This window comes from Oxobacter pfennigii (assembly GCF_001317355.1).
Lineage (GTDB): Bacteria > Bacillota > Clostridia > Clostridiales > Oxobacteraceae > Oxobacter > Oxobacter pfennigii.
The window spans coordinates 1-24596 of sequence record NZ_LKET01000032.1 but is presented as its reverse complement, the minus strand read 5'-3'; the positions used below and the strand labels follow the sequence as shown (position 1 = coordinate 24596).

Below are 24596 nucleotides of genomic sequence, written 5' to 3'. Positions count from 1 at the left end.
ATTGAATGTCGAAATCAAGGGTATACGAACTTGCTAAGGAATATAACGTTACAAGCAAGGATTTAATAGAATTACTGAAGGAATTTAATATAAATATTAAAAATCATATGAGTATTGTGGAAGATGAGGGCTTGAAAATTATTAAGGATTATTACGGAGTAAAAGAAGAAGCAAATAAAGACGCGACTAAAAACACCAATACAGCTAAAAAGGAAGAAGTATTGCCCCAGAGTGACATTGACGCAGATATTGATGATATCGAAGATGTTATTGCAGTTCCAAAGGGAAAGATAAAGGATGCAGGCCCTAAAAAGGTTGTAAACAATAAAGTGAAGCCTAAAAAGAAAGGCTTTGATAAGTCTGCAGCAGAAAAGAGCAATGAAAAACAGGAGTCTCACCAAGAATTAAAAATAGTGTCAATTAAAGACGGCATTACAGTAAAAGAGCTGGCTGAAAAGCTTAAAAAACCTTCAGCGGAAATAATCAAGAAATTGATATTGTCAGGTGTAATGGCTACCATAAATCATGAGCTGGATTTTGCTGCTGCAGAAAAAATAGCAGAGCAGTATGGCATAATTGCGGAACAGGAGCAAGTCAAGAACTTAGAGGAAGTTCTTATAAACGACATAGAGGATAACCCCGAGGACTTGAGATTCAGACCTCCCGTTGTTACAATTATGGGCCATGTTGACCATGGTAAGACCTCCCTGCTGGACGCCATAAGGGAAACCCATGTCACATTGGAAGAGGCTGGCGGTATAACCCAGCACATTGGTGCTTACACCGTTGAAATAAATGATAATAAAATCACTTTTTTGGATACTCCGGGACATGAAGCTTTCACATCCATGAGGATGAGAGGAGCTCAGGCTACGGATATCGCAATTTTGGTCGTTGCTGCAGATGACGGGGTTATGCCTCAAACCATAGAAGCAATAAACCATGCAAAGGCCGCCAATGTACCTATTGTAGTGGCAGTAAATAAAATAGATAAACCAAATGCAAATCCGGATAAAGTTAAGCAGGAGCTTACTGAATACGGTCTTGTTTCCGAAGATTGGGGCGGAGATACAATAATAGTTCATGTATCGGCTAAAACCAAGGAAGGTATAAGCACCCTTCTTGAAATGATATTGCTGGTTGCAGAGATGCAGGAATTAAAAGCCAATCCAAACAGGTATGCAAAGGGTATAGTTATAGAATCAAAGCTTGATAAAAGCAGAGGAGCAGTGGCAACCATACTGGTTAAGAATGGTACACTGCATATTGGCGATGCAATTGTTGCCGGTACTTCATCGGGAAGAGTAAGGGCTATGTTTGATGACAAGGGCAAAAAGGTAAAAGGCGCAGGTCCTTCAATCCCCGTGGAAGTATTGGGCTTTAATGAGGCACCTGATTCCGGTGACATAATGTATGTTGTACAGGATGAAAAGGTGGCAAGACAGATAGTTGAAGGCAGGGTAAACGAAACCAGAAGCAAGATGATTGATGAGCATAAAGTATCATTAGAAGGTTTATTCAGCCAGATTGAAGCCGGTAAGGTAAAGGACCTTAACATAATTGTAAAGGCAGATGTTCATGGCTCCGTGGAAGCATTGACTCAATCCTTAGAGCGGCTGTCCAATGAAAAGGTAAAGGTAAAAGTAATACATGGCGGTGTTGGCGCCATAACCGAAACTGACGTTACTTTTGCTTCCGTTTCCAATGCCGTAATCATCGGCTTTAACGTAAGGCCGGACATAAAAGCCAGCGTATACGCCGAAAAGGAAAAGGTGGATATAAAGACTTACAGGATAATCTATGAAGCAATCGGAGATATCGAGTCAGCTATGAAAGGAATGCTGGACCCTGAATTTAAAGAGGTTGTTCAAGGAAGGGCAGAAGTCAGGGCAACATTCAAAGTATCAAGCATTGGCACAATTGCTGGCTGCTATGTAACTGAGGGTAAGATAAATCGTGCAAATGAAGTAAGGCTTATAAGAGACGGAGTAGTTATATACGAAGGAAAGCTAGCTTCCCTAAAGCGATTCAAGGATGATGCAAAGGAAGTCTCAGCAGGCTATGAATGCGGTATAAGCGTTGAGAAATTCAACGATATCAAGGAAGGCGACATATTTGAAAGTTTTGAAATGGTTCAAATAGATAAAGCTAAATAGGCTGAAGAAAGGTGGCATTACTATGTCTTTTAGCAGGGTTAACCGTATAAATGAGGAATATAAAAAAGAAATAAGCGATATTATAAAAAATGATATAAGGGACCCGAGGATTGCTGAATTTACCAGCGTCGTGCTAGTTGATGTTACAAAGGACTTAAGATATGCCAAAGTTTATGTAAGTATCATGGGCGATGACAAGAGCAAAAATGATACTATTGCAGGTTTAAAGAGTGCAGCCGGTTTCATTAGAAAGGAATTGGGCACCAGGGTTAAGTTAAGGTATACTCCGGAGATAATCTTTGAGCTGGACAATTCCATTGAATACGGAATGCATATAAATGAACTGTTAAAAGGAATTAATAAATCAGAGGAAGATATAAAATGATTGCATCGGAAATAGCAGCTGTTTTAAAGATTAATAGTAATTTTGCTTTATCTGCCCACATTAATCCCGATGGTGACAGCTTGGGCTCAATGCTGGCATTATACAACGTTTTAAAAGCTATGGGCAAAAATGTGAAGGTATTTGCAGGCGACAGCCTGCCTTCCAATTATTCATACCTTCCTGGTTATGATTCCATTGTCAACTACAGCGAGGATATGGATGAAGAATTTGATGTATTTATCGTTGTGGACTGCGGAAGCTTTGACCGAACGGGAAAATGCAGCTGCCTTTCAGAAAAATCCAAAATAAGCATAAACATAGATCATCACTTAACAAATTCTCTTTTTGCCGATTATAATCTGGTAGATTCGAATTCTTCGGCAGCGGGGGAATTGATATACCAGATTATAAAGCTTATGGGCGTGGATATAAGAAAGGAAGAGGCGCTTTGTTTATATACTGCTATTTTTTCAGACACAGGAGGCTTTAGGTATTCAAATACCACCTCCGTTACCCACCAGATAGCTGGAGATTTGATTAATACAGGAATTAATTTCAGCAATATATATGAGCTTATTTACAGAAATTACTCCTTAAACGATGTAAAGATAATGGGTAAAGCACTGAGCAGCATAGAGCTTTATAGTGATGCGAAAATTGCTTATATGGAGCTTTTGTTATCGGATTTAGGTGACCTTAATCTTGAGGATGTCAATACATCGGAATTTATAGATTATGCAAGGGATATAAATACTGTGGAAGTTGCCCTCTTTGTGAAGCAGGTAAAGGCTGATGAGTATAAATTAAGCTTCAGATCAAAGAATTATGTGGATGTCAGAAAAATATGCGAAAAGTACGGCGGTGGCGGACATGCAAAGGCAGCAGGCTGCACTATCACAGGTGAGCTTTGTGACTTTAGGGATGCTGTCATAAAGGATTTGCAGCAAGCACTAGAGGATGGTGGCAGGTGAAGGGCATACTTAATATTTTAAAACCGCCGGCTATGACTTCTCAGGATGTGGTTTCCTATGTAAAAAGGCTTGTGAAAGCTGATAAAGCAGGCCATACGGGGACGCTGGACCCTAATGCCGCAGGAGTGCTGCCGGTATGCTTAGGCAAAGCCACCAGAGTGACTGAGTACCTTCTAAACGATAAGAAATCCTACCGTGCAGAGCTTATGATAGGAGCTTTAAGCAATACTCTTGATAAATACGGCGAGGTTGAATTTCTAAGCCATGAATTAAATTCTCATGAGAAAATTTATGAGGCTCTTTTAAGTTTTAAAGGGAATATTAAACAAATTCCGCCTATGTTTTCTGCCTTAAAGCACAATGGCAGGAGGCTTTATGAGCTTGCGAGGCAGGGGGAAGAGGTAGAGCGTAAGGTTCGTGAAGTTTTTATATATGATTTAAGCCTTATTAATATAGAAGGAAACAGGGTCATATTTGATGTGACATGCTCAAAGGGTACATATATAAGGACATTATGCAGCGATATCGGAAAATATCTTGGAAGCGATGCAATTATGACATTCCTATTAAGGACAAAGACAGGCCCCTTCGATATAAAGGATGCAATAACATTGGATGAACTTAAATGCGCTGTTGAAAATGATAATGTGAAGTCCTATTTACATGGTACTGACAAAGCTCTGGAGGAATACAGCAGAGTTTATATAGATGATGAGCTTTCAAAGAGAGTGCTAAACGGGGTAGGCTTTAATTTTGATGAATGCAATACATTTGAAAAAAGAAACTATGATGATGTTATTTTAATATATAATAATGAAAACTTTTTAGCATTAGGCAGAAGAAATGATATAAACGATTTTGTTAAGATTGACAAGGTTTTTGCTTGAGGGGTGTAGCTATGGAAGTAATTTACGGGGGTGTGGCAGATACTATAAGGGAAGGGCCTTATGCCTGCGCTTTGGGATTTTTTGACGGCGTGCATTTAGGTCATCAAAACCTTATAACTGCCTTGAAAGATATTTCAGTTGATAAGAATTATAAGACTATGGTATTTACCTTTGAAAAACATCCGCTTGCTTTTTTAAATAAGGAAAATGCTCCAATGCTCATAACGGATAATTGTGCAAAGACCGAGATTTTTGAAGGCTTAGGAGTTGACCTTTTATATTTTTCCAAGGTGGATCAGGATTTTCTTCATACCCAGCCGGAGGAATTTCTAAACGAGATACTGATTAAAAAATTTGACGTAAAAGCCATAGTTGCAGGCTTTAATTTTAAATTCGGCTTTAAAGGCCAAGGAACGTCAGAATATCTTTTGGACTACGGAAAAAGAAAGGATTTAGACATAAAGATAGTAGAGCCCATATTCTATGAAGGACAGCTTGTAAGCAGCACAACCATAAGAAGCCTTATAAAACAGGGCGACATGGAAGCCGTTCAAAAATTTATGGGAAGAAATTTCTCAATTTGCGGAAATGTTATTCACGGAAAGGCCCGAGGAAGACTCATGGGTATTCCCACGGCAAACATCATTGCAAAACCCGGCCTTATTTTGCCAAAGAGCGGTGTTTATGCAACAAAAGTCAGAGTTGAAAATTCTGATGTATCTTATATTGCCATTACAAACGTTGGGAGCAATCCCACCTTCGGAAAGAATCCAATAACCATTGAAACTCATATAATTGATTTCAGTGAAGATTTATACGGCAGAAATATAAAAATAGATTTTCATTATAGAATAAGGGATGAGAGGGCATTCAACGGCCCTGATGATTTGGCATCCCAAGTAAATAAGGATAAGAACTATGCCGTAAGGTACTTTAACAGTTAAAGTATGTTTACAAATAAATTTTATTTTGCTATAATATGTCTGTAATTCACATAAACCATTTGCTGTGTTTTTCGAATCTCCGGCGATGTACACGGCTTTTGGCGATTAATATTAAGGAGGTGACATCTATGGATAAAGTCAGAAAACAGGAAATAATAGGCCAGTATAAGCTGCACGAGGGTGACACTGGTTCTCCAGAGGTACAGATAGCAATCCTAACTGACAGAATCAACCATTTGAATGATCATTTAAAGATGCACAAAAAAGATCATCATTCAAGAAGAGGTCTTTTAAAGATGGTTGGTCAGAGAAGAGGATTACTAAATTACCTTAAAGACAAGGACATCGAAAGATACAGGACTATTATCGGAAAACTTGACATCAGAAGATAATCGGAGCGGTGTATACCGCTCTATTATTTTAATTTCATTTACATATTGCGTGTTTTTTTATATTTTAGGAAAACATATATATTAGTTATTGAAAGGAGGTAATAAATTGGTTCATAATTTTGAAACTGAAATAGCAGGCAGAAAGTTGGAAGTAGAGATAGGAAGAATTGCTTTGCTTTCAAACGGTGCAGTTTTGGCAAAGTATGGTGAAACTGCTGTTTTAATAAATGCCAATGCTTCAAGCGACCCAAGAGAAGGAATCGATTTTTTCCCTTTAAGCGTAGAATATGAAGAAAGATTATATTCTGTCGGTAAAATACCTGGGGGTTTTGTTAAGAGAGAAGGCAGGCCTACGGAGAAGGCCATACTTTCAGCAAGGGCAATTGACAGGCCTATAAGACCTCTGTTTCCTAAAGGATACAGAAATGATGTACAGGTGATATGTACAGTTATGTCCGTAGACCCCGACAACCAGCCGGACGTATTGTCCATAAACGGTGCCTCCCTTGCACTTACCATATCCGATATTCCTTTTGAAGGACCTGTAGGTGCGGTTTTGGTAGGATATGCCCACGGAGAATTTTTATTGAACCCTACTACTGCTGAGAGAGAAAAAAGCAGCTTAAACCTTCTCGTTGTTTCGACAAAAGAAAAAGTCATCATGATTGAAGCCGGAGCACAGGAAATCGATGAAAACACCATGTACAATGCCATTATGTTCGGCTTTGAAAAATGCCAGGATTTAATTAAGTTCCAGGAAGATATAAGGGCAAAGGTGGGCAAGGAAAAAATCCTTCCGAAAATATATCATGTGGATGAAGAGCTTGAAAAAGCCGTTATAGAATATTCCGAACCGCTGATAAAAGAAGCAATGCACATAAGGGACAGGATTGAAAGGCAGGATAAAACCCAGGAAGTTAAGGAAAAGGTCTTTGAACATTTTGCAGAGATTTTTCCCGAGAAAGAAAAGGATATTGATTCAGTTCTTTATAATATGATGAAGGAAGAATTGAGAAGGATAGCCTTAGAAGAAAACGTAAGAATAGACGGCAGGGATTTTGATGAGATAAGGCCTATATCCTGCGATGTGGGACTTCTAAAGAGGACTCACGGTACAGGACTTTTCACAAGAGGCCAGACACAGGTATTGACTGTGGCTACTTTAGGCGCAGTAGGTGATGTCCAGATTCTTGACGGAATAGGTGAAGAGGAATTCAAGCGCTATATGCATCATTATAATTTCCCGCCTTACAGCACAGGTGAAGTTAAGATGCTAAGAGGACCCGGAAGAAGGGAAATAGGGCATGGAGCTCTTGCTGAAAAAGCATTGGAACCTGTCATACCTTCAGAAGAAGAATTCCCATACACAATACGCTTAGTTTCCGAGGTTGTAAGCTCAAACGGCTCCACATCCCAGGCTAGCGTATGTGCCAGCACATTGTCATTGATGGATGCAGGCGTTCCTATTAAAGCCATGGTTGCCGGCGTTGCAATGGGTATGATATCAACTGATGATTTCAGCACATTTAAAGTACTGACAGATATCCAGGGAACTGAAGACTTCTTTGGTGATATGGACTTTAAAGTGGCTGGTACAGAAAAGGGTATAACTGCAATCCAGGTTGATACCAAGGTTCATGGATTGCCTAAGGATGTTATAAAGGAAACTTTGGAAAAAGCTTATAAAGGCAGGCTTCACATTTTAGGAAAAATGAAAGAATGCATAAGTGAACCAAGAACTGATCTTTCACCTTATGCTCCAAGGATAATAACAACAACCATTGACCCTGACAAGATAAGAGATGTTATAGGACCCGGAGGAAAGACAATAAATAAAATCATTGCCGATACGGGAGTTAAGATAGACATTGAAGATGACGGAAGAATATTCATATCAGCCCAGGATACCGAAGCAGGCAAAAAGGCCCTTAAGATAATTGAGGGATTGACTCACGAAGTTAAAGCCGGTGAGGTATACTTAGGCAAAGTAAACAGAATCGTCACCTTCGGAGCATTTGTAGAAATACTCCCCGGTAAAGAAGGCTTGGTTCACATTTCAAAACTTGATTTTGAAAGAGTAAACAAGGTCGAAGATGTTGTAAACATAGGTGATGAAGTGCTGGTTAAGGTAACTGAAATCGACAGCCAGGGCAGAATCAACTTATCAAGAAAAGATGCATTAAAAGATCAAAAGGAAAATGCCGAAAAGGATAAAAAGGCTTAATACCAAAGCCTTTTTTTTATGGCAAAAATTATGATAATTTTATAATAAAAATTACTTGCTGACAGGCATACTTAAGATAGTTATTGTTATGGTATTAAACATAAGTTATAATAATAATACTGCGTCTTTAGGGCATAATGCTTAATTTAATCTTCAGGAGGAAAAAATGTATACAAAAGATACTCTTGATAACAGAATAAGAGTTGTAACTGAATATATACCATATGTTAATTCAGTAAGCGTCGGTGTGTGGATAGCCAATGGTTCCAGGGATGAGAACTTAATTAATAATGGTATTTCACATTTTATAGAACATATGATGTTTAAAGGAACTGATAAAAGGTCGGCAAAAGATATTGCCGAGAGCATCGAGGAAATCGGCGGGCAGATAAATGCCTTTACAGGCAAGGAATCTACCTGCTATTACGTAAAAGTATTGGACAGTCATCTTGATATTGCCATAGATGTTTTATCGGATATGCTTTTAAATTCCATCATGAACGATAGCGATATAGAGAGGGAAAAAGGAGTAATATTAGAAGAAATAAATATGTATGAGGATTCTCCGGAGGATTTGTCTACAGATTTGCTCTCAAAAGCCATGTGGCCGGATTCCTCCGTAGGATATCCCATTTTAGGCAATCAGGACACTTTAAAAAGCTTTGACAGCCGTATAATAAAGGAATACATTAATAACAACTATGTAGCCGATAATACTGTAATATCGATTGTAGGAAATTTTGATATCAATAAAGTGATGTCCCTTATTTCAGAAAAATTTGCGGAATGGAATGTTACAAAAAGAGATGTCAGCTATGATGCGCCTGAAATTAAAAAGTCGGTGCTTACAAAATACAAGGATATAGAACAGGTACATCTGTCATTGGGGCTTAAAGGACTCGAGATGGGAAATGATGATGTCTATACTCTCCTTGCCATCAATAATATTTTCGGCGGAGGCACCAGTTCGCGGCTGTTTCAAAAGATAAGAGAAGAAAAGGGATATGCCTATTCCATATATTCATATCCTTCCTCATACAGAAATATAGGGTATTTTTCAATTTATGTAGGGATGAATCCTTCCTATGTTAAGGATGTTATAAGCCTTATACAGGATGAAATTGAAGAGATTAAAGTAAAGGGTGTAAGTGAAACAGAACTTAAAAAATCCAAAGAGCAGCTGAAGGGAAATTATATTCTGGGGTTGGAGAGCACCAGCAACAGGATGTTTGGGATCGGAAAATCAGAACTTTTATTGGGGAAAATTAACGAGCCTAAGGAAATACTGGACAAAATAGATGCAATTACCCACGAGGACGCAAAGAGGATAATAAAAACTGTATTTGAAAATGGTATTATAAGCTCGGCAGCGGTAGGAAAGATTGATAAAAAGATGAATATCGAAGGCCTTTTATTATGACGGATGAAAAAATAATCGTACAGATTAAAAGGACTGACAACGCCAAGGATTTGCCTCTTCCTAAGTATATGAGTTCACAGGCTGCCGGTATGGACTTGTATGCAAATATCGAGGACAGTATAATTATCCCCCCGGGAAAATTCAAAACCATTTCAACAGGAATTATGATTGCCCTGCCAAAGGGCTATGAAGCCCAGGTAAGACCAAGAAGCGGGCTGGCATTCAAACACGGCATTACGGTCTTAAACAGCCCGGGCACTGTGGATGCAGATTACCGGGGAGAAATAAATATAGTTTTAATAAATTTAAGTGAAAAGGATTTTACCGTCAATAGGGGGGACAGAGTGGCCCAGATGGTAATAAATAAAATTGAATATGTAAGCTTTGAAGAAACCGATGCCTTGCCCGAAAGTGAAAGGGGCAGCGGCGGTTTCGGGTCGACGGGAATATAGGCTCTTAATCCTATATGATTAAGCCAGCATCTTAATTTAATAGATTAAGATGCTTTTTTATATAATAGGAAAGTTATCTTTCCTATTATATAAAAACGAGGATTGCAAAGGACGGGACGTCCTTGCCGTCAAGTGGGGGCGCTCAATAAAAATGCCTTGGCATTTTTACGTCGAAGGGGTACATAGGTCCCTTCGATAAGTTGCATAGCAGCTTTTTTATCGGAGTTACATAACAATAATAATATTATGTAAATAAAGAATATTTTTAAAAGTTGTGCATATAAATTTACTGTATATTTCTATGATTTTACAGTAATGAACATGACATCTGGTACAAGCATAAAATTTGGTCAAGCTATAAAGTGGCTTTTATATAATTTTATAAAGATACGAGAGGTGATGGTTGGTGAAATCAAATAATAGGATGAGCTATGAAAAAATAGGCAAAAAGAAGCTGAGCGAAATAGGGGGACAGGAAATCATTAATCTATACGACGGAGGAAAATTAGGAGTGGTGGCTGACGTTGATTTGCTTATAGATGACGAAACAGGTTATATAGAGGCTCTCTTGATTCCGGATACAAAGAGTCTTTTTTCAATATTTTCAAATAAGAATTATATAGAGGTGCCTTGGGAGTCGGTAAAAAAGATAGGCCAGGACACTTTGATAGTGGAACTTAATGAAAAAATAAACAGAAAATAATAAAGCTGTAAAAGGGCATAGTATAACTGTGCTCTTTTGAATATATAAAAACCGGGTGGATAAAATATACCTATGAGTAAAATTAGAGGTGATTTCGTGAGAAGCCATGAGCAAAAGGATGGTAATGAAGTACATAAGTCATGTGAAAATGATAATATAAATAAGGAGTTAAGCAATATCAAGGAATTAGGAGAGACCAGGCTGCCTGATGAAGGCAAAAGCAATATTCATACCCTCACAATAATAGGGCAGATAGAAGGACATGTGATGGTTTCGCCCCAGACAAAATCTACCAAATACGAACATGTAATACCTCAGCTGGTGGCAATAGAAGAAAGCAAGGAAATAGAAGGCCTGTTGGTTATATTAAATACTGTAGGCGGAGATGTGGAAGCGGGCCTTGCTATAGCGGAAATGATAAGCAGCTTAAATAAGCCTACGGTGTCTCTAGTTATTGGCGGCGGTCATAGCATAGGTGTCCCCCTTGCCACATCGGCAGATTTCTCATTTATATCTCCTACGGCGACCATGACGGTGCATCCTATAAGAATGAATGGGCTTATAATTGGCGTACCCCAAACTTTTGAATATTTCAGAAAAATGCAGGATAGGATATTATCCTTTGTAGAGAGGACTTCCAAAATTTCAAAGGTAAAACTTATGTCCTTAATGCAGCAAACAGATGACTTATTAAATGACATGGGTACCATTTTAATCGGAAAGCAGGCAGTAGATTTAGGGATTATAGATGAAGTAGGCGGTATCAGCGATGCAATTAAAAAACTCAATGAATTGATTGAAAAAAGGAAAGGACAGAACCCTTAATACTAATGTTACGTTACTTGCAACTTGGAATAAAACGTTATAAAATGAAATTACGGATAATAAAAAGGTGTTAGTAATTACTAACACTTTCTTATTACGCAGTAACAAGGTTCTTGGGTCCGCTAACAATTTTCGATTCTATAGTGGGTGGGGTTTTATTTAAAGGGATTTATTTTTTTTTGCAGAATAAGTAATTGGGTGGTGATAATATGAATACTAAGAAAAGAAAGAAATCATTACAAAAATCAAAATTAATATATGAAATATACGGAGTACTATTAATATCAATAGCTGTATTATCATTTATAAGCATTTATTTTAATTCAGCCGGAATATTAGGTTATTATACCGGATTGTTCATAAAAGGGATTTTTGGTTTCGGAGGCTATATAGTGCCCTTCTTTATACTAATGCTGGGAATAGGGTTCATTGTAAAACAGGATAAAATCAATATCAAACTTAAGTTTTATGCTATTTGTGCCCTGTTTTTATTTTTAATACTCATAATAGAAGTAAAAAGAGCATATATCGCAGAGGAATTAACCATACTTGAAAGAATAACCCTTGCCTATGAAGCAGGACAAGAGGGTATAGGCGGTGGTGCTGCCGGAGAAATTATGGCTTACCCTGTTGTAAAGCTTTTAGGGGAAACAGGTGCTTATTTGTTTGCCTCAACCTTTGTAATTATCAATATACTTATAATAACCAACGCATCAATATATAAGATGATGAGTACCATTAAAAACAGATTCAAGAAAATATTTTTATCAGTAAAAACCCTTATCATGAACTTCAATATCAAACCCGCCGAAAGAAGCGCTGAATTAAAAGCAGCTGTCGGTGCACATTCGCCTGAGGAAGCTCTTTCGGTAAGCTTAAAGGGTGAAGACAAAAAAGAATACATAGATGATATAAATAAAAAGATAAAGATACTGGATTTCTTCAAATCCTCCGAGACCCAGGACAATAACGAGGGACCAGGAACTATGGAAGAATCCTTCTTAGAAGAAATGAAACCGGCGGAATTGAAGGAAGTACACAGAACCGGAGTCAAGAAGGAAGAAAAAGTACATAAATTAGAAAAATTAGATATTAAAAAGGAAGAAAAAATAACCGAAGAGATAAGTGAAAGCGCAAAGCAGGTGCCTCCCGTGTATAAATATCCGCCTATCAGTCTTTTATATAACTCTTCGGGTGCTAAAAATGCAGGAGATAAAAAAGAGCTTATAAACAATGCAAAGATATTGGAAGAAACCTTGGAGAGCTTTGGAGTTGAAGCAAAGGTTGTTCAGGTAAGCAGGGGACCGGTTATCACCCGTTACGAGCTGCAGCCCAGCCCTGGCGTCAAGGTAAGTAAAATTGTGAATTTATCCGATGACATAGCCTTAAACCTGGCAGCCCAGGCTGTAAGAATTGAAGCTCCCATACCAGGAAAGGCTGCCGTTGGTATAGAAATACCCAATAAAGAGATTTCGGTTGTATATTTAAAGGAAATAATCGAATCCAAAGAGTTTACCGATAACTCCTCCCCCCTTACATTTGCCTTGGGAAAGGACGTTGCAGGCAATTGCGTCATAGCTGATATGGCGAAAATGCCCCATCTTTTGATCGCCGGCGCTACAGGGTCTGGAAAAAGCGTATGTGTGAACGCACTGATAACCAGTATATTGTATAAATCCCCGCCTGAAAAAGTAAGACTTTTGATGGTAGATCCAAAGATGGTTGAATTAAGCACCTATAACGGTGTTCCCCATTTGCTTATTCCTGTCGTTACCGATGCCAGGAAATCCGCAAGCGCTCTTAACTGGGCAGTGCAGGAGATGACAAACAGATATAAGCTCTTTGCCGACAATAATGTAAGAAATATTGAAAGCTACAACAGCCTGATATCTCAGAAGAATCCCGAGGGAATACTGCCTAAAATAGTAATTATAATAGATGAATTAGCAGACCTTATGATGGTGGCTCCAAATGATGTGGAAGATTGCATATGTAGGTTAGCACAAATGGCGAGAGCTGCCGGAATGCATCTGGTTGTGGCAACACAGCGGCCTTCAGTCGATGTATTGACAGGCGTAATTAAAGCAAACATACCGTCAAGAATTTCCTTTGCCGTTTCAAGCCAGATAGACTCAAGGACTATTTTGGATATGTCTGGTGCCGAAAAGCTCTTGGGCAAGGGCGATATGCTCTACTACCCGGTGGGTGAATCAAAACCTCAAAGGGTTCAGGGAGCCTTTATTACCGAAAAAGAAGTAGAAAAGGTTGTAAGCTTTGTAAAGGAGCAGTACGTGCTTCAATATAAAGAAGAAATAATGGATGAAATCGAAAATACAAATAGTGGCTCTGATGATGCTGATGATATGCTGCCTGAGGCAATAAAAATCGTGGTTGAGACAGGACAGGCTTCCGTATCCTTGCTTCAAAGGCGTTTAAGAGTCGGCTACAACAGGGCGGCAAGGCTCATTGACAGCATGGAGCACCGCGGAATCATAGGCGGATACGAAGGAAGCAAGCCAAGACAGGTTTTGATTTCGAAGGAAGAGTATGAAGAACTCATATAATTATTCTAAAATGGTAAAAAATGTATTTCCTAGGAAATGGAAATTAAATAATGCAGTTTATTTTTGACACCTATTATTTAATATTATATACTCTTTATGTACATGATTTGGAAGGAGAGGCAGCATTGACGCAAAAACTAAATGTAGGCATGGTATCCCTAGGGTGCGATAAAAATCGTGTGGATGCCGAATTAATGCTGGGTTCATTAATAAGCAGCAATTATAACATTGTAAGAGACGAAGAAGAAGCTGACATAATAATAGTCAACACCTGCGGTTTTATAGAATCTGCCAAGCAGGAATCCATCGATGCTATTTTGGAGTACTCAAAAAAGAAGGATGATGGACGCTTAAAGGTTCTAATTGCCTCGGGATGCCTGGCTGAACGTTACAGCGACGAATTGATGGAGGAAATCCCCGAATTGGATGCAGCTGTCGGCACCGGCGATTACATGAAAATTGAAGGCATTATAGATGAAGTAATTAAAGATAAAAAAAGGGTTAAGAGGATCGGCAATATAGATTATGATGTGGATCTTGAAGGCAGCAGAGTATTAACCACTCAGAAGTTTACAGCTTATGTTAAAATTGCCGAGGGCTGCAATAACAGCTGCAGCTACTGTATAATACCAAAACTAAGGGGTATATACAGAAGCCGCTCTTTAGGCAATATTGAAAGGGAAGTAAAGCAGTTAGCCCAAAATGGGACTAAGGAAATAATTCTTGTAGCCCAGGATATAACAAAATACGGTAGTGATTTATACGGAAGGAAAATGCTTGTATCACTCATTAAAAAATTGTCCCTTATATCTGAAATCGACTGGATAAGGCTTATGTATTGCTATCCCGAGGATGTAGATGACGAGCTGATACAGGAGATAAAAAACAATGATAAAGTGTGTAAATACATTGATCTTCCCCTGCAGCATATAAATGATGAAATTCTTTATAATATGAGGCGTTTAAGCAATAAGAAAGGTATCACAAGCTTAATCAATAAATTAAGGGAAAACATACCTGATATTATCATAAGGACATCTTTGATTGTAGGCTTTCCTGGTGAGACGGATGAACAATTCAATGAATTATATGATTTTCTGGCCCAATATCAGTTGGACAGAGTAGGGGTTTTTATTTATTCCCAGGAAGAGGATACAGAGGCTGCACTCTATAAAAACCAGATAGATGAAAAGACGAAAAAGAAAAGGCAAAGAAACCTGATTTCTCTTCAAAAGAAGATATCAAGAAACAAGAACAAAGCCAATATAGGAAAAACCTTCAGAGTACTTGTAGACGGCACAAATGACAAGGGTATGATAACGGGGAGAACCTATGGTGACGCACCGGATATAGACGGCCGTATATATATAACAAAGGGTGCGGACTTGAAACTAGGCGAATTTGTGGATGTTAATATCAAAGAAGCTTACGATTATGATATGGCAGGTGAGGTAAATTATGAATCTAGCTAATAAACTTACAATTTTAAGGATAATCTTAATACCTGTATTTTTAATCCTTCTGACATTGAAAGTACAATATGGTGTATACTTAGCAACAGCCGTATTTATAATCGCAGCTTTGACTGACAAGCTGGACGGTTATATTGCCAGAACAAGAAATCAAATTACCACTTTGGGTAAATTCATGGATCCTCTTGCGGATAAATTGCTGGTAGCAGCAGCACTCATATCCCTTCTGGAGTTACAGAAACTGTCTACCTGGGTGGTTTTAGTCATTATAGCAAGGGAGTTTGTAATAACAGGCTTAAGAGCAGTTGCGGCTACAGAGGGTGTAGTAATTGCCGCCAGCTGGTGGGGTAAATTAAAGACCACTGTGCAGATTATCGCAATAATCGCAGTCCTTATAGACATACCTTATTATAATGTTCTGGTATGGATTGCGGCAGTTATTACAATTATTTCAGGTGTGGATTACATATATAAGAACAGGATGATTTTCAAGTTTCAATAGTATATTTTTAATTTTATATGTTTATCAGGCTTATAATATGGAAATCATTTCTAATGTAATTGGTTCATTTGTGACTAAAAAGCCTTAAAATTTCTCATATACATAGCTTAAAGTATTTGACCATGGGAATTTAATGTTGTATAATCGAATAAAGAACATTTGTTCGCTTAACTTAGAAAGGCGGGTGATCCGGTTTAACCGGAAATAATTATGAATAGTGATAAATTAAAAGCTTTGGAAATGGCATTAAATCAGATAGAGAAGCAATTTGGAAAAGGGTCGATAATGAAGCTGGGAGAATCTGCGGCAAGGCTTAATGTGGAGACCATATCCACAGGCTCCTTAGACCTTGACATCGCTTTAGGCATAGGTGGAGTTCCGAGGGGCAGAGTCGTTGAAGTATACGGACCTGAATCCTCAGGTAAAACTACCGTCGCCCTGCATATAGTTGCAGAGGCTCAAAAAGCGGGCGGCTCGGCGGCCTTCGTTGATGCGGAGCATGCGCTGGATCCCGTATATGCAAAAAATTTAGGCGTAGACATAGATAATTTGATAGTGTCCCAGCCGGACACAGGAGAACAGGCATTGGAGATTTGCGAAGCACTTGTCAGGTCAGGAGCAATAGATGTAATAATAATCGACTCTGTTGCTGCATTGGTGCCGAGGGCTGAAATAGAAGGTGAAATGGGAGATGCCCATGTAGGCTTGCAGGCAAGGCTTATGTCACAGGCTTTAAGGAAACTTGCCGGTGCAATAAGCAAGTCAAAATGCGTGGCAATATTTATAAATCAGCTTCGTGAAAAGGTTGGCATAATGTTTGGCAATCCCGAAACTACTCCCGGAGGCCGTGCCTTAAAATTCTATGCTTCTGTAAGACTGGATGTAAGAAAAGTAGATACCATAAAGCAGGGGGAAGATATATTAGGCAACAGGACCAGGGTTAAAGTGGTTAAAAACAAAGTGGCTCCTCCATTTAAACAGGCAGAGTTTGATATTATATACGGCAAAGGCATATCAAAGGAAGGAAACATCCTTGATGTGGGGGTTGCCAATGAAATAATCCAAAAAAGCGGAGCCTGGTTCTCATACGGAGATCAGAGATTGGGACAGGGAAGGGAAAATGCAAAGCAATTCCTTACTGAAAATCCCGAGGTAGCTTTGGAAGTGGAAAACAAGATAAGAGAAAAATATAACCTTAAAGTGAGCAGGGCAGAAAAAATTGATGAAGTTGCCGCCAAATAGGCCCTTTATATAAAGGTGCCTTTTTTTCGTGGGTCCAGCATGGGCGCGATATAATGTATTCTGGGGATGATTCATTGGTAATTACATCGGTTACAAAACAAAAGAAAGCCGGCAGATTCAATATATTTGTAGACGATGAGTATATGTTCAGCGCCGGTGCCGACGATATATTGGAATATGGCATAAAGGAAAAGGCTGCATTTAACGAAAGGGATTTAAAAGCAATAATTCATCAATGCAAGTATAAGCAGGCTTTTAATAAGGCCATAAAAATGCTTTCCCTTCGATGCAAAAGCGAATATGAAATAAGAAAGAAGCTTCTAAGTGAATTTGATAATGAAGTAATAGACAGGGTTATAGAAAGGCTTAAGGAGCTTAGATATATCGATGATTTAGAATATACAAAGCAGTATATAAAGGATAAAATCTCCCTTAATATGCTGGGGAAAAACAGGGTGAAAAACGATTTAAGAAAAAAAGGTATTGATATCAATATCATAAACGGCGTACTGGCTGTTACTCAGGGCGATGACATCGAAATAGCTGTAAAAGTCATTGAAAAAAAGCTTAGAGTAACAAAGGAACAAATAAATGATATAAAAACAAGGCAGAAAATATACAGATTTTTAATTTATAGAGGCTTTGAATATGAAGTGGCATCTGTAGCAATAAACAGATACATTGAGCATCAAGATTTTTGTGATGATGTTTGATGGCTATTTTACTGGATTTTTGGGTATTAATATAATGCTGTAATATTCTAAAAGTATATAAATATTAAACAGGTAACGCTATAGTAACTTGACATAAAATTAAAATAGTTATAAAATTAATACAAATACTGGTTTATGATTTCAACTTTTTGCCAAAATATAATATGACGTATATATGCTTGCCTGGAGTTTCCTATTAAACCGAGGTTGCTCGGTTTAATATTTTGTAATTTTAAAGTAAGGAGGTGTTTGAAGATAAGTATATTTGACTATATAATACCAATTGCAGTTGGAATAATTACCTTTCTTATAGGTTATTTTGTAAGAAAGAATGTAGCAGAAGGAAAAGTTTCCAATGCTGAAGAAGTAGCAAAGAGAATTGTCTCTGAGGCTGAAAAAGACGCCGAATCTAAAAAACGTGAAGCTGTACTTGAAGCCAAGGAAGAGGTTCACAAGTTAAGAAGTGAACTGGATAAAGAGACAAGGGAAAGAAGAGCAGAACTTCAAAGAATGGAAAGAAGGCTTCTTGGCAGGGAAGAAACCCTGGACAGGAAAGTAGAGACCCTTGAACAAAAAGAAGAAGGTTTAAATAAAAGGCAAGAAGAAATACAGAGCATTCAGGATGAAATTCAGGAGTTATATAAAAAGCAGGTAGCGGAGCTTGAAAGGCTTTCAGGTTTGACTTCAGAAGAGGCTAAAGAATTATTGCTCAATGATATCAAAAAGGAAATTAAGCACGAAGCTGCTATGATGATAAAGGATATTGAAACCAAAGCTAAGGAAGAAGCGGACAAGAGGGCAAAAGAAATTATAGCATATGCAATTCAAAGATGTGCCGCTGACCATGTTGCAGAAACAACGGTATCCGTTGTTGCCCTTCCGAATGATGAGATGAAAGGAAGAATCATAGGAAGAGAAGGAAGAAATATCAGAACTCTTGAGACGTTAACCGGTATTGATTTAATAATTGATGATACTCCCGAAGCAGTAATATTATCCGGGTTTGATCCAATAAGAAGAGAAGTTGCAAGAATAGCGCTTGAAAAACTCATTGCCGATGGAAGGATTCATCCGGCAAGAATTGAAGAGATGGTGGAAAAGGCTAAGAAGGAAGTAGATAATGACATTAAAGAAGAAGGTGAACAAGCAACCTTTGAAACTAGTGTCCATGGACTCCATCCGGAGCTTATCAAGCTTTTAGGAAGATTGAAATACAGAACCAGCTATGGACAGAATGTACTTAAACATTCCATAGAAGTTTCTCATTTGTCAGGATTAATGGCAGCTGAATTAGGAGCGGATGTAATGCTGGCTAAAAGAGCCGGATTACTTCATGATATCGGTAAGGCTGTTGACCACGAAGTTGAAGGCCCTCATGTTAACATAGGGGCTGATATCGCAAAGAAATATCACGAATCACCGAGTGTCATTCATGCAATACAGGCACACCACAACGACATAGAGCCTCAGACTATCGAGGCCGTGATCGTTCAGGCCGCAGATGCCATATCTGCAGCAAGGCCGGGTGCAAGAAGAGAGACACTGGAAGCTTATATTAAGAGATTAGAAAAATTGGAAGATATCGCCGATTCATTTGAAGGCGTAGAAAAATCCTTTGCAATCCAAGCGGGCAGAGAAATCAGAATAATGGTTAAACCAACTGAAGTCGATGATGCTGAGTCAGTACAAATTGCAAGAGATATAGTTAAGAAGATTGAAAGTGAACTGGAATATCCGGGTCAGATTAAAGTAAATGTTATAAGAGAGACAAGAGCAATTGAATATGCAAAATAGTTCTGAAAATAAGAGAAGTTAAGCTTCTCTTATTTTTTTACAAAAATATTACGTTATAATACAAATTTGAATATAAAAATACAAAAAAAGAAGGATATTTTTTATCGATGTAGAATTAGTTAAATATTCAGCTATCAGTTAAAATTACATTTTTGGAGGGTTATATTTATGGAAGTATTAAAAGTTTCAGCAAAATCAAATCCAAATTCTGTTGCGGGGGCTCTGGCAGGTGTGCTGAGGGAAAGAGGAGAAGCGGAAATTCAGGCGATTGGAGCAGGAGCTATTAATCAGGCAGTAAAGGCAGTTGCAATAGCAAGGGGTTTTGTGGCCCCAAGCGGTATTGACCTAATTTGCATACCGGCTTTTACCGATATTACAATAGATGGCGAAGAAAGGACTGCCATTAAACTGATAGTACAACCCAGATAGGTAATGTTAATGCCTGCTTAGTAAAATGAGCAGGTTTTTACTTTTAAGGAATAAGTATATTATCATGCAGGAAGTATATAAATATATTGCTGAATTTTTTAAATATTAAATTTAAATTTTACAAAATTTTGGAGGTTATATTATGAGCCGGGCAGATTTACATATACATTCAAAATTTTCGGATGGACAGCTGACACCTGAAGAAATTATTGACTGGGCTTTGTTAAAAGGCTTAAAAGCAATATCCATAACAGATCACGATACTATATCGGCTATTGATATTGCAGAAAATTATGCTAAAATTAAAGGGATAGAGGTTGTGCCTGGTATTGAACTCAGTACCGAATATGAGGGTGCAGAAGTTCACATACTTGGTTATTTTTTTGACTATCATTGCCAGAGCCTTAATAATTTAATTGATAAGCTTAAAAACAGCAGAGCGGACAGAGCTAAGAAAATGGTTGAAAAACTGAAAAAAATGGGGATTAGCATTGAATACAGCGATATCGACGTCGATAAAAGTGGTATTTCTTCAATCGGAAGACCCCATATTGCAAGAGCTCTTATAAAGAAGGGATACTGCTTAAGCATTGAAGAAGCTTTTGATAAATACATTGGGTATAATAAGCCGGCCTATGCAGAGCGATATAAAATATCGCCTTTTGAAGCCATAAAGCTGATAATTGAATGCGGAGGTTTTGCATCCCTGGCACATCCAGGGCTAATAGTTCATATTGAAAAGGAGAATCTTATTAAGAAGCTCAAAAACTGGGGCTTAGGGGGAATTGAAGTATTTCATACCCGCCACAGTGACGAGGATTCGAATTACTTTAATAGTATTGCTTTGAGGCTTTCATTGATTGCTACCGGCGGCACCGATTGTCACGGTGAGCTTATAAATGGTGAACCCATAATCGGGAAGGTTACTGTTCCTTATGAAAATGTAGAGCTTATAAAGAATTCAATCATACATGGGAATTAAATTACAAAACGAGGTGACATAAGTGTCTGATTATAAAAGAATAGTAGTAAAAGTGGGAACATCCACCCTTACACACCCAAGCGGAAAGCTAAACTTACTGAGGATAGAAAGACTGGCCATGGTTTTATCCGATCTTGCCAATCAGGGAAGGGATATAGTGCTGGTTACATCAGGTGCCATTGGTGTGGGTATGGGGAAACTGGGGTTTGAAGAAAGGCCCACTGATATAGCATTGAAGCAGGCACTGGCTGCCGTAGGCCAGGGTATGCTCATGCAGATATATGAAAAAATGTTTTCTGAATTTGGACGAGTAGTAGCGCAAATACTTATAACAAAAGAAGATATTTTCTTTGAAGACAGAAATAAAAATGCAATGAATACCTTCAATGAATTATTGAGGCATGGAATAATACCAATTGTTAATGAGAACGATACTATAGCTACCGATGAAATAAAAATAGGCGATAATGATGTTTTATCGGCTTATGTTGCTAAGCTTTTAAATGCAGATTTACTTATTATATTATCGGATATAGACGGCCTGTATGATAAAGACCCAATTTTCAAAGATGCCAAATTGATAAGCAGGGTAACCAATATAGATGAAAAAGTAAAGGGCATTTCAAAGGGCTCAAATACAAATTTAGGTACCGGCGGAATGAGAACCAAAATAAATGCTGCACAGATTACAATGGAAAGCGGTATAGCTATGGTCATTGCAAACGGAAACCGCCCGGATAATATTTATGATATATTGGAAGGCAAGGATATAGGAACACTTTTTAAACCGGAATGATAAATTGACGTAAGCTTATAAGGAATCATATATTTTAATCAGAAATGCAAATAATAATTGTAATTATATCCTAGGTTTTTTAAAGGAGATGAGACTATGAACAACACTTATAACAATCCGTTGATTTCAAGGTATGCAAGCCGGGAGATGTCTGAGATATTCTCTTCGGATATGAAGTTTACTACCTGGAGAAAATTATGGATTGCGCTGGCAGAGGCCCAAAAAGAACTGGGGCTTAATATAACAGACGAACAAATAAATGAAATGAAAAAATTTCAAGATAACATAAATTATGAGGTAGCTGTAAAAAGGGAGAAGGAAACAAGGCATGATGTTATGTCCCATGTTTTTGCCTATGGAGAGCAGTGCCCATTAGCGCGCCCCATAATTCACCTTGGCGCCACCAGCTGCTATGTGGGAGATAATACCGATCTTATAGTGATGAAAAAAGCTACAGAGCTTATAAGGAAGAAGCTTATAAATACTATTTTAACTCTAAAGGAATTTGCTGATAAATATAAAGCCCTTCCCACACTTGCCTTTACTCACTTACAGCCGGCACAGCTTACAACGGTAGGGAAAAGAGCTTCACTTTGGATTCAGGATCTTTTAATGGATTTGGAGTTTTTGGAATTTGAGCTTGATCATCTAAAATTCTTGGGTGTAAAAGGTACTACAGGAACCCAGGCAAGCTTTATGGAGCTCTTTGACGGTGATAATGAAAAGGTTAAAAGATTAGATGAAATGGTAACTAAAAAGATGGGCTTTGAAAATCATTTTGCCGTTACCGGACAGACATACCCAAGAAAGGTTGACAGCAGAATTTTAAATATACTATCCCATGTCGCCCAGAGCGCTTATAAATTTAGCAACGATTTGAGAATACTTCAGAATATGAAAGAAATTGAGGAGCCATTTGAAAAAAATCAGATAGGTTCATCTGCTATGGCGTATAAAAGAAACCCCATGAGAAGCGAGAGGATTTCCTCCCTTGCAAGGCATGTTATTATAACTGCCTTAAATCCCGCCATAACCTCATCCACTCAGTGGTTTGAAAGGACATTGGATGATTCGGCTAACAAGAGGATAACAATTCCTGAGGCCTTCTTAGCCTGCGATGGAATACTTAACTTATATATTAATGTAACCGACGGTCTGGTGGTATATGATAAGGTAATCACCCAGCATATATTAAATGAGCTTCCCTTTATGGCTACAGAAAACATTTTAATGGAAGCAGTAAAAAATGGGGGAGACAGGCAGGAGCTCCATGAAAGAATAAGGGTTCATTCCATGGAGGCTTCCAGGATGGTTAAACAGGAGGGGCTGCAAAACGATCTTATAGACCGCATATGTGCTGATCCGGAATTTAATTTAAATAAGGAAAAGGTATTGAGCATTTTAAAGCCGGAAAATTTTATAGGCCGTTCAAAAGAGCAGGTAGAGGAATTCATAGTTAATTACGTAAATCCCGCACTTGATAAATATAAAACACTGCAGGGAGTAGATGTTGAAATAAACGTTTAAATTATAAATAAAGGCTGCTGTCTAACTAATAATTCATTAGATTGCAGCCTTTTTACTATATTTTATATAATAAAAAGCCGGCAACGATAATATTGTTATCAGGTCAGATATAAAAATGCGATTTTTTTATGATTTCTCATTATCAGTTGAAAATTCATATCAAATGAAAATGGAAAAAAATGAATAATTTGATGTAAAATATTTCAAAATAATTAACATTATTTATCCACCGCTGTGAATTACATTGCATTAATAAATATACAGTCTATATGAAAAATATGTAGAACAGAGGTAATTATATCAACTTAAAATACAAAAATCAATATTAATATACTCTGTAAGTGCTGTTTAAAACAGCCTCAGAAGCACATTTGATATATTTACTTTTGTAAACTATAATTTGGGAGACTACAATTATATTATAAAAATGCAGATGTTTTTTACAGTAATTTAATGAAAATATGAGTTGACTGGTATAATTTAATCAGTTCATATGAAAATTATCCGGAGGATTATTATAATAATTATTAGATTAGCAAAGCCTAGCGATGTACAATCAATTGCAAATCGTAGGTTTTACTTCTACTGGTTTGGATATTGATGTATAGGTATTTGATAATAATCCATCAAGATTGTTTTATGAGAAATTAGGAGACAGAAGATACAATGTTTTGTATACATAATATATTTATGTAAAGCTAAAACGGGAATAAGTGACAGGAATATAAAATCAGCTATATGGAAATAATTATTTGCGTTTGAGAGACTATCCTGATGATGCTTTTGCAACCTATTTTTCAGGGACATCATCTTTCTACCACGTTAGTGTTGCAGATATGCGGCCTAACCGAACTATCACATGGACATATAATGGTTTTACTTATACACTAACAAGAGATGAGTGCTACGGTCTCTTTGCAGATACTTTGTGGTTTCAAGAACATAATATCCCAACAAGTGTGCTATCAACAGAATGGTTTCAAAGTACATTATGAGTGGTGATTGCGAAAATTACATCAAGGAAGCCTAATATGATATGAATGTCGGCAACCTGTTATTGAAGTCATTTTGGGCAAACGAAGCAATATTTCGGATTAGACCCCTTACTTTGGACAAGATCGCCCAATAACTACGAATATCTCAGTATTTTAAGATTTTATATTATGACTATAAACGTATAGCCATACTTTCAATTTCCTTTCCAAGGTTTTGAGCA

21 protein-coding genes and 1 pseudogene are annotated in these 24596 nt (G+C 37.7%); all 22 read left to right on the top strand.

The window, feature by feature from the left end:
• Positions 1-5 precede the first annotated feature (5 nt).
• Positions 6-2156: a translation initiation factor IF-2 gene (infB, locus tag OXPF_RS10230; RefSeq protein WP_054875115.1), complete on the top strand. Its 2151-nt coding sequence runs from the start codon at positions 6-8 to the stop codon at positions 2154-2156.
• Positions 2157-2178: 22 nt separating this feature from the next.
• Complete coding sequence (gene rbfA / locus OXPF_RS10225) at positions 2179-2541, top strand: 30S ribosome-binding factor RbfA (protein WP_054875114.1); 363 nt, start codon at positions 2179-2181, stop codon at positions 2539-2541.
• Positions 2538-3512 carry a DHH family phosphoesterase gene (locus OXPF_RS10220; RefSeq protein WP_054875113.1) on the top strand — a complete coding sequence of 325 codons (975 nt, stop codon included), beginning with the start codon at positions 2538-2540 and terminating at the stop codon, positions 3510-3512. The genes rbfA and OXPF_RS10220 overlap by 4 nt, the downstream gene beginning before the upstream one ends.
• Entirely contained in the window at positions 3509-4399 is an 891-nt protein-coding gene (gene truB, locus OXPF_RS10215; RefSeq protein ID WP_054875112.1) for a tRNA pseudouridine(55) synthase TruB, read from the top strand. The genes OXPF_RS10220 and truB overlap by 4 nt, the downstream gene beginning before the upstream one ends.
• Before the next feature lie 11 nt (positions 4400-4410).
• Positions 4411-5343: a bifunctional riboflavin kinase/FAD synthetase gene (locus OXPF_RS10210; RefSeq protein ID WP_054875111.1), complete on the top strand. Its 933-nt coding sequence runs from the start codon at positions 4411-4413 to the stop codon at positions 5341-5343.
• A gap of 128 nt (positions 5344-5471) precedes the next feature.
• Positions 5472-5735, top strand: coding sequence for a 30S ribosomal protein S15 (rpsO, locus tag OXPF_RS10205; protein WP_054875110.1), 264 nt, complete (start codon positions 5472-5474; stop codon positions 5733-5735).
• A 106-nt stretch (positions 5736-5841) separates the two neighbouring features.
• Entirely contained in the window at positions 5842-7959 is a 2118-nt protein-coding gene (locus OXPF_RS10200) for a polyribonucleotide nucleotidyltransferase (protein WP_054875109.1), read from the top strand.
• 166 nt (positions 7960-8125) lie between these two features.
• Positions 8126-9379 carry a M16 family metallopeptidase gene (locus tag OXPF_RS10195; protein ID WP_054875108.1) on the top strand — a complete coding sequence of 418 codons (1254 nt, stop codon included), beginning with the start codon at positions 8126-8128 and terminating at the stop codon, positions 9377-9379.
• Positions 9376-9831, top strand: a complete 456-nt coding sequence (gene dut, locus OXPF_RS10190) for a dUTP diphosphatase (protein WP_054875107.1) — start codon at positions 9376-9378, stop codon at positions 9829-9831. Before OXPF_RS10195 ends, dut begins: the two co-directional genes overlap by 4 nt.
• Before the next feature lie 406 nt (positions 9832-10237).
• Positions 10238-10534 carry a YlmC/YmxH family sporulation protein gene (locus tag OXPF_RS10185; RefSeq protein ID WP_242854386.1) on the top strand — a complete coding sequence of 99 codons (297 nt, stop codon included), beginning with the start codon at positions 10238-10240 and terminating at the stop codon, positions 10532-10534.
• 72 nt (positions 10535-10606) lie between these two features.
• Positions 10607-11359 (top strand): ClpP family protease, encoded by a 753-nt coding sequence (locus OXPF_RS10180; protein ID WP_083479832.1) that lies wholly within the window; start codon positions 10607-10609, stop codon positions 11357-11359.
• Between the two features lie 209 nt (positions 11360-11568).
• Positions 11569-13923 carry a DNA translocase FtsK gene (locus OXPF_RS10175; RefSeq protein ID WP_054875106.1) on the top strand — a complete coding sequence of 785 codons (2355 nt, stop codon included), beginning with the start codon at positions 11569-11571 and terminating at the stop codon, positions 13921-13923.
• Between the two features lie 149 nt (positions 13924-14072).
• Complete coding sequence (gene rimO / locus OXPF_RS10170; RefSeq protein ID WP_054875557.1) at positions 14073-15395, top strand: 30S ribosomal protein S12 methylthiotransferase RimO; 1323 nt, start codon at positions 14073-14075, stop codon at positions 15393-15395.
• On the top strand, positions 15382-15897 hold the full coding sequence (gene pgsA / locus OXPF_RS10165) for a CDP-diacylglycerol--glycerol-3-phosphate 3-phosphatidyltransferase (protein WP_054875105.1): 516 nt from the start codon (positions 15382-15384) through the stop codon (positions 15895-15897). The genes rimO and pgsA overlap by 14 nt, the downstream gene beginning before the upstream one ends.
• Before the next feature lie 210 nt (positions 15898-16107).
• Positions 16108-17139: a recombinase RecA gene (recA, locus tag OXPF_RS10160; protein ID WP_054875104.1), complete on the top strand. Its 1032-nt coding sequence runs from the start codon at positions 16108-16110 to the stop codon at positions 17137-17139.
• 74 nt (positions 17140-17213) lie between these two features.
• The gene (locus OXPF_RS10155) at positions 17214-17852 is read left to right on the top strand and encodes a regulatory protein RecX (RefSeq protein WP_054875103.1); all 639 of its coding nucleotides are present in this window, start codon (positions 17214-17216) and stop codon (positions 17850-17852) included.
• 255 nt (positions 17853-18107) lie between these two features.
• Positions 18108-19646, top strand: coding sequence for a ribonuclease Y (gene rny / locus OXPF_RS10150; RefSeq protein ID WP_242854404.1), 1539 nt, complete (start codon positions 18108-18110; stop codon positions 19644-19646).
• A gap of 168 nt (positions 19647-19814) precedes the next feature.
• Positions 19815-20075, top strand: a complete 261-nt coding sequence (locus OXPF_RS10145; RefSeq protein ID WP_054875101.1) for a stage V sporulation protein S — start codon at positions 19815-19817, stop codon at positions 20073-20075.
• Positions 20076-20217: 142 nt separating this feature from the next.
• Entirely contained in the window at positions 20218-21057 is an 840-nt protein-coding gene (locus tag OXPF_RS10140; protein ID WP_054875100.1) for a PHP domain-containing protein, read from the top strand.
• Between the two features lie 22 nt (positions 21058-21079).
• Complete coding sequence (proB, locus tag OXPF_RS10135; protein ID WP_054875099.1) at positions 21080-21853, top strand: glutamate 5-kinase; 774 nt, start codon at positions 21080-21082, stop codon at positions 21851-21853.
• 96 nt (positions 21854-21949) lie between these two features.
• Complete coding sequence (gene purB, locus OXPF_RS10130) at positions 21950-23380, top strand: adenylosuccinate lyase (RefSeq protein ID WP_054875098.1); 1431 nt, start codon at positions 21950-21952, stop codon at positions 23378-23380.
• Positions 23381-24350: 970 nt separating this feature from the next.
• Positions 24351-24488, top strand: a pseudogene (locus OXPF_RS23100) (IS1380 family transposase); the annotation flags it as partial.
• Between the last annotated feature and the right edge of the window lie 108 nt (positions 24489-24596).